Origin of the sequence: Actinomycetospora sp. (genome assembly GCF_036497245.1) — a bacterium.
Classification (GTDB): Bacteria; Actinomycetota; Actinomycetes; order Mycobacteriales; family Pseudonocardiaceae; genus Actinomycetospora.
In genome coordinates this window covers 40,301-49,606 of the sequence record NZ_DASXJS010000058.1, presented here as the reverse complement: position 1 = coordinate 49,606, position 9,306 = coordinate 40,301, and the positions used below count along the sequence as shown (strand labels likewise).

Annotated in this window: 8 protein-coding genes; 4 read left to right on the top strand and 4 right to left on the bottom strand. The window is 74.1% G+C overall.

The features are described from left to right. Window positions 1–14 precede the first annotated feature (14 nt). Together VGI02_RS06490 and VGI02_RS06485 are read left to right on the top strand one after the other, a co-directional pair. On the top strand, window positions 15–128 hold the full coding sequence (locus tag VGI02_RS06490; protein ID WP_331626464.1) for a nicotinate-nucleotide--dimethylbenzimidazole phosphoribosyltransferase: 114 nt from the start codon (window positions 15–17) through the stop codon (window positions 126–128). Further along, entirely contained in the window at window positions 125–931 is an 807-nt protein-coding gene (locus tag VGI02_RS06485; protein ID WP_331626460.1) for an adenosylcobinamide-GDP ribazoletransferase, read from the top strand. Before VGI02_RS06490 ends, VGI02_RS06485 begins: the two co-directional genes overlap by 4 nt. A 117-nt stretch (window positions 932–1,048) precedes the next feature. Here VGI02_RS06485 and VGI02_RS06480 read toward each other — a convergent pair whose 3' ends face one another. The 4 genes from VGI02_RS06480 to gcvT form a co-directional block, all read right to left on the bottom strand. Further along, entirely contained in the window at window positions 1,049–2,152 is a 1,104-nt protein-coding gene (locus VGI02_RS06480; protein WP_331626459.1) for a branched-chain amino acid aminotransferase, read from the bottom strand. Between the two features lie 10 nt (window positions 2,153–2,162). After that, window positions 2,163–4,256, bottom strand: a complete 2,094-nt coding sequence (locus tag VGI02_RS06475) for an MFS transporter (protein ID WP_331626458.1) — start codon at window positions 4,254–4,256, stop codon at window positions 2,163–2,165. Between the two features lie 152 nt (window positions 4,257–4,408). Continuing rightward, window positions 4,409–4,915, bottom strand: a complete 507-nt coding sequence (locus VGI02_RS06470) for a cupin domain-containing protein (RefSeq protein ID WP_331626457.1) — start codon at window positions 4,913–4,915, stop codon at window positions 4,409–4,411. 7 nt (window positions 4,916–4,922) lie between these two features. Then, window positions 4,923–6,071 carry a glycine cleavage system aminomethyltransferase GcvT gene (gene gcvT / locus VGI02_RS06465; RefSeq protein ID WP_331626456.1) on the bottom strand — a complete coding sequence of 383 codons (1,149 nt, stop codon included), beginning with the start codon at window positions 6,069–6,071 and terminating at the stop codon, window positions 4,923–4,925. A gap of 106 nt (window positions 6,072–6,177) precedes the next feature. Here gcvT and VGI02_RS06460 point away from each other — a divergent pair, with 106 nt between their 5' ends. Continuing rightward, window positions 6,178–7,713 (top strand): leucyl aminopeptidase, encoded by a 1,536-nt coding sequence (locus VGI02_RS06460; protein WP_331626455.1) that lies wholly within the window; start codon window positions 6,178–6,180, stop codon window positions 7,711–7,713. Between the two features lie 163 nt (window positions 7,714–7,876). Continuing rightward, complete coding sequence (gene lpdA, locus VGI02_RS06455; protein WP_331626454.1) at window positions 7,877–9,289, top strand: dihydrolipoyl dehydrogenase; 1,413 nt, start codon at window positions 7,877–7,879, stop codon at window positions 9,287–9,289. The last annotated feature ends 17 nt before the right edge of the window (window positions 9,290–9,306 follow it).

Genomic DNA, 9,306 nt, shown 5'->3' with positions numbered 1-9,306 from the left:
CCCTCGCCCTCGAGGTGCTCGGCCTCGACCCGCTGCTCCTGCTCGACCTGCGCGCCGGCGCCGCCACGGGTGCGCTCGCGGCCGTCCCGCTGGTGACGATGGCCGCCCGGGTCGCCGCCGGGCCATGACGGGTCCCGACGGTGCCCGGCTGCCCGCCCCCGCCGAGCGCGGGTCGTGGCTCGACGCCACCACGCTCGCGCTGTCGCTGTTCAGCATCGTCCCGGTACGCGCCCGGGGCACCGGCCGACGCGCGGCGGCCCGGGCCCTGGTCCTCGCGCCCGTCGTCGGGCTGCTGATCGGCGGGATCGTCGCCTGCGTGGTCGCCGGCCTGCTCGCGCTGGGGGCGCCGCCGCTGCTCGCGGGCACGGCCGGGGTGGCCGCGGGAGCCGGGCTCACGCGCGGGCTGCACCTCGACGGGCTCGCCGACCTCGCCGACGGGCTCGGCAGCTACGGCGGGCCGGAGCGGATGCTCGCGGTGATGAAGGACCCGTCGACCGGCGCGTTCGGGGTGATCACCCTGATCGTGGCGCTGGGCGCGCAGGCGGCGGCGCTGCCCGCGGTGGTCGGCCGGGGACCGTGGGGCATCGTCGCGGTCGCGGTCGCCGTCGCCGCCGGGCGGGCCTCGTTCACGTGGTGCGCCCGGCGCTCCGTCGGGGCCGCGGCCCCGGGCGGTCTCGGGGCGCTCGTCGCCGGGAGCCTGCCTGCCGCCGTGCCGCTCGTGTGGGGCCTCGTCCTCGCCGCGGCGTCCCTGGTCGCCGTCCCCGGCAGGCTCTGGCTCGGACCGGTGGCCGTCGTCATCGCCGCCCTCGCCGCCGTCGCCCTCGCCCGGCACGCGATCCGTCGTCTCGGCGGGGTGAACGGCGACGTGTTCGGTGGGGTCTGCGAGGTCACGGTGACCACCGCCCTCGCGGTCCTCGCCCTGGGTGCCTGACCGCCGCCGCTGCCACGAGGGGCACACCACGCAGGCCGAGCAGCACCCACAGCTGCCTCACGTGCTGATGATCACGTGGATCACCTGGGCCCGGCGAGCCCCCGCCGGAAGCCCGCGTCAGGCCAGGCGTTCCATCCAGCCGTGGGGGTCGGGCGCCGCGCCGCGCTGGATGGCGGTCAGCCGCTCGCGCAGCCGGGCCGTGACCGGGCCGGGCGTGCCGTCGCCGATCTCGAAGGACCCGCCGTCGTACTTGACGAACCCGACCGGGGTGATCACGGCCGCCGTCCCGCAGGCGAACACCTCGGTGAGGGCCCCGGACGCGACCTCCTTCTCCCACTCGTCGGTGGAGATGCGGCGCTCGGTGACCGTCGCGCCGTCCTCACGGGCGAGCTCGAGCAGCGAGCGGCGCGTGATGCCGGGCAGCAGCGATCCGGACAGCTCGGGGGTGACGACCTCGGTGTTGCCCTCGGCGTCGGTGAAGACGAAGAACAGGTTCATCCCGCCCATCTCCTCCACCCAGCGGTGCTCGAGCGCGTCGAGCCACACCACCTGGTCGCAGCCCTGCGCGGAGGCCTGCGCCTGCGCGGCCAGCGACGCCGCGTAGTTCCCGCCGCACTTCGCCTCGCCGGTGCCGCCGGGCACGGCGCGCACGTAGTCCGTCGAGAGCCACACGCTCACCGGGGCCAGTCCGCGCGGGAAGTAGGCGCCGGCCGGGGACGCGATGAGCAGGTAGAGGTACTCCTCGCTGGGCCGCACCCCCAGCCCGGACGACGACCCGAACATGAACGGGCGCAGGTACAGCGACTCCTCGCCGCCCGCCGCCGGGACCCAGCGGGCGTCCACGGTGAGCAGCTCGCGCAGCGAGTCGAGGAAGAGGTCGTCGGGCAGCGGGGGCATCGCCAGGCGCTCCGCGGAGAGCGCCATCCGCGCCGCGTTGGCCCACGGGCGGAAGGACGCGATCGACCCGTCGGGCTGGCGGTAGGCCTTGAGCCCCTCGAAGATCGTCTGGCTGTAGTGCAGCACCACCGACGCCGGGTCGATCGACAGCGGCTGGTACGGGCCGACCGTGGCGTCGTGCCAGCCGCGGGCCGCATCCCAGGACACCGTGACCATGTGGTCGGTGAAGTACTTGCCGAAACTCGGCGCGGCCAGTACCTCCGCGACCCGCTCCTCGGTGGCCGGGCCGGGGTGCTGGAGGCGCGCGAAGGTCGTGCTCGACATGCCCGCCACCCTAGACCGCCTTCGGGTCGACCGGCACCGTGCTGCGGGCCGTCGCGAGGCCGCCACCGGGGCGGCGGGCACCGTCGGTGTCGAGCTCCACGTCGTGCGCGCCGGGCACCCCGAGGAGCACCGAGACGACGGCGGGCGCGGAGCCCCCGTCACGGCCGCGCACCACCAGCAGGCCCGGTCCGGCGGCGGGCCCGGCGGTCAGCCGGTACGCCCCGTCGGGGCCGGTGACACCGCGGCTGACCTGGTGCCCGCCGCCGTCGACGAGGGTGAGGACGGCGTCGACCGGTCGGCCGAGGTGGTCGTGGACGTGACCGGTGAGTTCCGGTTCCCGGGACACCGGGGCGGCCGGCACCGTCGAGGGCGGTCCCCACGCGGCGGCGGGCTCGGGAGTGAGTGGCCCTATCGGCGTGCTCTCCTGCCCCCGCTCGTCAGATGAGCGCAATGGGCCATTGCTGTCGCCCCGGGAGGTAGCCATCCCCGCCGGGATCACGATCACCGGCCGGTCGGCTCGCTCCCACAGGCCGCGGTCGGCGCTGGGCCGGGCGAGCGCGGCGAGCGGGCCGCCGTGCGGGCTGCCGACGACGACGGCGCGGGCGTCGCGCCGCCGGGCCAGTTCGGCCAAGGCGACCCCGACGGCGTCGTGGGAGGCGACCGGGGGCAGCGACTCGGCCGCCGCGGTCAGCCCCGAGGCGGTGAGCTCCGCGACCCGGCCCGTCAGCACGCCGCGGTCGTCGCCGACCGGCAGCGCGTCCCCGGCGACCGCGTCCTCGGGCACGTGGACCAGCAGGAGCGGCGCGTCCACGGTGCGGGCCAGGCGGGCACCGGCCGCGACGACCTGCTCGGTGTGGGGCGCGTCGTCGACGGCGACGAGGACCGGACGTTCGAGCACCACGACGGGGTCGGCGGAGGCGGCGGCGTCCCCGGAGTCCTCGGCCTCCTCGGTCTCGGCCCGGCGCAGCAGCCGGTGCGCGGTGGCGAGCACCAGCACGCCGACGGCGACGACGACCGCGGCGAGGAAGAACGGGGTGTTGGGCAGGAAGGCCTCGGCGATCAGCCCGGAGACCCAGGGGGCGAGCCCGCCGCCGAGGAACCGGACGAAGCTGTAGGACGCCGAGGCGACCGGCCGCGGCACCGGGGCGACCGACATGACGGCCTGCGTGACCAGGGTGTTGTTCAGCCCGATCATGGCGCCGGCGACGATCACCGCCCCGATCACGACGGCGGGGATCGTCTGCCAGATCGCGATCACGAGCAGGTCGAGTGCCAGCAGCCCGAGCACGAAGTACAGGACACGGACGGTGCCGAAGCGCCGCTCCAGGGCGGGCGCCCCGAACACCGCGAAGATCGCGACGAGCACGCCCCACGCGGTGAACACCCCGCCCAGGCCGAGCGGCCCGAGGTTCCCCATCGAGTACGGCGAGTAGGCGAGGAGGGTGAAGAAGCCCCAGTTGTAGGCGAAGGCGGTGACGGCGATCGTCGCGAGGCTGCGGTGGCGCAGCGCCTTGATCGGGTCGAGGAAGCCGATCTTCTCGGCGGGCTTCGGTGTCTTGTCCAGCAGGACCAGGGTCGCGACGAGGGCGATCGCCATGAGCACGGCGACGCCGAAGAACGGGGCCCGCCAGCTCACCGAGCCGAGCAGCCCGCCGACCAGCGGACCGAGCGCGATCCCGACGCCGAGGGCGGTCTCGTAGAGGATGATCGCGCCGGCGAACCCGCCGCTCGCGCTCGCGACGATCACCGCGAGGGAGGTGGCGATGAACAGGGCATTCCCGAGTCCCCAGCCGGCCCGGAAGCCGACGATCTCGCCGATCGAGCCGGACAGCCCGGCCAGGGCCGCGAAGACGACGATGATCGTCAGACCGGTGATCAGGGTCGCCTTCGCGCCGATGCGACTCGAGACCCAGCCGGTGACGAGCATCGCGACGGCCGTGATCAGCAGGTAGCTGGTGAACAGCAGTGAGACCTGCGCCGGCGTCGCGGAGAGCTGCTGGGCGAGCGCGGGCAGGATCGGGTCGACCAGCCCGATCCCCATGAACGAGATGACGCAGGCGAAGGCGACCGCCCAGACCGCCTTCGGCTGGCGGAACGGGCTCACCCCCGTCCCGTGTGCGGACCCTGCAGCCACGACGACCTCGACCTCCCTGGCACGGACGGCGCGGCCCCTCACGGACCGCCCGTCTAGTTGTACCAAGCTAAGTAAAGATCGCACCAATGTCGACGCATGATGTGCGCGACAGGGTTCCGGGGTCAGCCCCCGGGCACCGGGTCGCTGCGCCAGTCGCGCAGATTGACCTGGTCGCACTCCAGCGCCATCGCGTCGATCTCCGCGGCGCTCGCCCCGCGCCCGATCAGGTCCGCGAGCCGCCGGAAGTACTCCTCGCGCGGCGCCCCGGGCACGAAGAGGATCAGGAACCGGGCGACGTCGTCGCCGACGGCCGCGAAGGCGTGGATGCCGTTGACCGGGACGTGGGAGAAGTCCCCGCTGCCCAGCACCTCCCAGCGCGTGCCGCTCATCACCGCGAGCCGCCCGGAGATCACCCAGAACGACTCCGAGAAGCCCTGGTGGTAGTGCGGGACGGCGCCGATCCGCCCGGGCGTCGCGGCGCTCTCGAACAGGCCGAAACCGCCCCCGACGACGTCGCCGGGGGCGGTGAAGACCGCGGGCCCGGCCTGCTCGGCGTCGGCGCGGAAGCGGTAGAGCCCGGCCTCGGCCGCCTCGCCGCCCGGCCCGCCCGGCTCCGTCGGGAAGCTCATCGACACCTCACCGCACGTGGGACGCCACGAACGGCGGGCTCACGACCTCGCACTCCAGCGGGCGCCCGCGGACGTCGACCGACACCACGTCACCCTCCGACAGGCCCGCCGCGGTGTCCAGCAGGGCGAGCGCGATACCGGTCTTCAGCGTCGGCGAGAAGGTGCCCGACGTCGTCTCCCCCACGGTCGCGCCGTCGAGGGTCACCGGCATGTGCGACCGCGGGACGCCCCGCCCGGTGGCCTTCAGCCCCCAGGAGCGGCGGCGCGGACCCGCCTCGCGCTCGGCGAGCAGGGCGTCGCGGCCCCAGAACCCCGCCTTCTTCCAGCCGACCGCGAAGCCGCACCGCGCCTGGACCGGCGTGATCTCCGGCCCGAGGTCCTGCCCGTGCAGCGGCAGGCCTGCCTCGGTGCGCAGCGTGTCGCGGGCACCGAGCCCGGCGGCGCGCCCGCCGACCTCGGTGACGAGCGCGAGCAGCGCGTCCCACAGCGCCTCGGCGCCCTCGGCCGGTGCGATGAGCTCGTAGCCGTGCTCGCCGGTGTAACCGGTGCGGCAGAGCCGGATCGGCCTGCCGTTCCAGGTGACGTCGACGAACGCCATGTAGTCGAGGTCGTCATCGCCGGTGTCGGGCAGGATGCCCGCCTCGGCGAGCACCCGGGCCGACTCCGGGCCCTGGACCGCGAGAACGACGTGCGCGTCGTGCTCGTCGGACACCGTGATCCCGTCCGGTGCGACCTGTGCCAGGCGCTTCCCGACGCCGGCCGAGTTCGCCGCGTTGGGCACGGCGAAGACCTCGTCGTCACCGACGAGATAGAGGATCAGGTCGTCGACGACGCCGCCGTCGTCCGCGCAGCACAGCGTGTACTGGGCCTTGCCCGGCACGATGCGGGTGAGGTCGTTGGTCAGGCACGCGTCGACGAACGCCGCCGCGCCCGGGCCGCTGATGCGGACCTTCCCGAGGTGGCTGACGTCGAAGAGCCCGGCGGCCTCGCGGGTCGCGGTGTGCTCGGCGACCACGCCGCCCTTGTCGCCCGTGGACGTCCCCGCGTACTGGACCGGCATCTCCCAGCCGCCGAACGGGGCGAACGTCGCGCCCAGCGCCTCGTGGCGGGCGTGCAGGGGGCTCCTTCTCAGGTCACTCGCATCAGCATCGCTCACGGGTCGGGGACCGTACGGCACGCGCACGGCCCGGAGGGCGTCCTAGCATGCCGATCACAGCGGCGGGCGGACCCGCCGCGTCGACGCCACCGTTGGAGGCCCGCCCGTGAGCATCCCGCCCGACCTCGAGCTCAGCGACGCCGCGGCGACCGCCGCCGCCCTCGACGTTCTCGTGATCGGGACCCGTCCTGGTGCCTCCGGTGAGGACGACGACGCCCCGGTGCCGCCCGTGCTGGTCGGCGCGGACGACGTGGACGCCGCCTTCGGCGGGGAGCTCGCGTCGCTGCTGTCGCTCACCGGGGCCGCCGGCGCCGCCGACGAGGTCGTGAAGCTCCCCACCCGCGGCGCGGTCACGGCGCCCCTGCTGCTCGCCGTCGGGCTCGGGCCGGACCCTGATTCCCGGCCCGCGAACGGCGCGCAGGGTGCACCGGACGTCGCCGAGCAGGTCCGCCGGGCCTCCGGTGCCGCGGCCCGCGCGTTGCCGAGGTCCGCCACGCGGATCGGCACCACCCTCGCCTCGGTCGACCTCGCCGCGGCCGTCGAGGGCACCGTGATGGGCACCTACGCCTTCACCGACTACCGCACCGCGACCGACGGCCCGCTGCGCACCGTCTCGTTCCACGGGGCTGCGGGTGGGGACGCGGCCGAGCGCCTGGCCGACGCCGCGATGACCGCCCGGGCGGTGTGCGCGGCGCGCGACCTCATCAACACCCCGCCGAACGACCTCTACCCGGCCGAGTTCGCCCGCCGGGCCGCCGAGATGGCCGAGGCGGTCGGGGTCGAGGTCGAGGTGCTCGACGAGTCCGAGCTCGCGGCGGCCGGCTACGGCGGCGTGCTCGGGGTCGGCACCGGGTCGTCCCGCCCTCCGCGCCTGGTCCGGCTGCGCCACACCCACCCCGAGGCGACCAAGGCCGTCGCGCTGGTCGGCAAGGGCATCACCTTCGACACCGGCGGCATCTCGATCAAGCCGGCCGCCAACATGGACCACATGACCTCGGACATGTCCGGGGCCGCCTGCGTCGTCGCCACCATCTGCCTGGCCGCCGAGCAGAACCTCCCGGTGAACGTCACGGCGACGGTGCCGATGGCCGAGAACATGCCCTCGGGCACCGCGTACCGCCCCGGCGACGTGCTCACGATGTACGGCGGCAAGACCGTCGAGGTGCTCAACACCGACGCCGAGGGCCGGCTCGTCCTCGGCGACGCGATCGTGCGCGCCTGCGAGGACGGCCCGGACTACCTGGTGGAGACGTCCACGCTCACCGGCGCCCAGACGGTGGCCCTCGGCGCGCGCACCGCCGGGATCATGGGCAGCGACGCCTTCCGCGACCGGGTGACGGGCGTCGCCACCGCCACCGGGGAGGGCGGCTGGGCGATGCCGCTGCCCGAGGAGCTGCGCGCCGACCTCGACTCGCGGGTCGCCGACATCGCCAACGTCACCGGACACCGCTTCGGCGGCATGCTCGTCGCCGGCATCTTCCTGCGGGAGTTCGTCGCCGAGGGGGTGCCGTGGGCGCACATCGACATCGCGGGCCCCGCGTTCAACACCGGCGGGCCGCACGGCTACACGCCCAAGGGCGGCACCGGGCTGCCCGTCCGGACACTCGCCGCGGTCCTCGCCGACGTCGCCCGCGAGGGCTGACCGGGCGGTAGTGGGGAGCGCCCCGGCACCCGATTGCCCGCGGTGGAAGGATGGTCGGGGAGTCCTGGTCCGATCAGCGGATCCGGACATGAGTGCCTGGCCCGCGACCACCGTCGCCGACCGGTCCACCGCACGTCACACGCCGACGCGGGAGAAGTGAGAGTTGAGCGAGAGCGACACCTACGACGTCCTGATCCTGGGTGGGGGTTCCGGCGGGTACGCCTGCGCACTGCGCGCGGCCGAGCTGGGCCTCTCCGTCGCCCTCGTCGAGCAGGACAAGCTGGGCGGCACCTGCCTGCACCGCGGCTGCATCCCCACCAAGGCGCTGCTGCACGCCGGGGAGGTCGCCGACAGCGCCCGTGAGGGTGAGGCCTACGGCGTCAAGACGTCGCTGTCGGGCATCGACATGACCGGCGTCAACTCCTACAAGGACGGCGTGGTCGGCAAGCTCTACAAGGGCCTGCAGGGGCTGGTGAAGTCCCGCAAGATCACGATGATCGACGGTCACGGCACGCTCGTCGGCGCCGACACCGTCGAGGTCAGGGCGAGCGGGGCGACGGGGGAGGGTGATGCCGGTCAGCGCTACACCGGCCGCAACGTCGTGCTCGCCTCCGGTTCCTACTCGAAGACGCTGCCCGGGCTCGAGCTCGGCGGCCGCGTCCTCACCTCCACCGAGGCGATCAACCTGGACTACGTGCCCGAGCGCGTGGTCGTCCTCGGCGGCGGCGTCATCGGCGTCGAGTTCGCCAGCGTGTGGAAGAGCTTCGGCTCCGAGGTGACCATCGTCGAGGCGCTGCCACACCTGGTGCCCAACGAGGACGAGTTCCTCTCCAAGCAGCTCGAGCGCCAGTTCCGCAAGCGCAAGATCAACTACAAGATCGGCACCAAGTTCACCGGCGTCGAGCAGACCGCCGATTCGGTGACGGTCAACCTGGAGAGCGGCGAGCAGCTCGAGGCCGATCTCCTGCTGGTCGCCGTGGGCCGCGGGCCGAACACCGCGGACCTGGGCTACGAGGAGCAGGGCGTCACCCTCGAGCGCGGCTTCGTGCGCACCGACGAGCGGCTGCGCACCGGCGTGGGCAACGTCTACGCGGTCGGCGACATCGTGCCCGGCCTGCAGCTGGCCCACCGCGGCTTCGCGCAGGGCATCTTCGTGGCCGAGGAGATCGCGGGCCTGAACCCGCCGGTGATCGACGAGAAGGGCATCCCGCGGGTCACCTACTGCGAGCCCGAGGTCGCGTCGGTCGGGCTCACCGAGGCGGAGGCCAAGGAGGCCTACGGCGAGGTGCAGACCACGACCTACGACCTGGCAGGCAACGGCAAGTCCCAGATCCTGCGCACCGCGGGCGCGATCAAGCTGGTCAAGGGCGGCACCACCGACGACTCACCCGTCGTCGGCGTGCACATGATCGGGACCCGCGTGGGCGAGCTCGTCGGGGAGGCCCAGCTGGTCTACAACTGGGAGGCCCTCCCGGCCGAGGTGGCGAACCTCATCCACGCGCACCCGACGCAGAACGAGGCCTTCGGCGAGGCACACCTCGCGCTGGCCGGCAAGCCCCTCCACAGCCACAGCTGACGGTTCGACCGTCCACC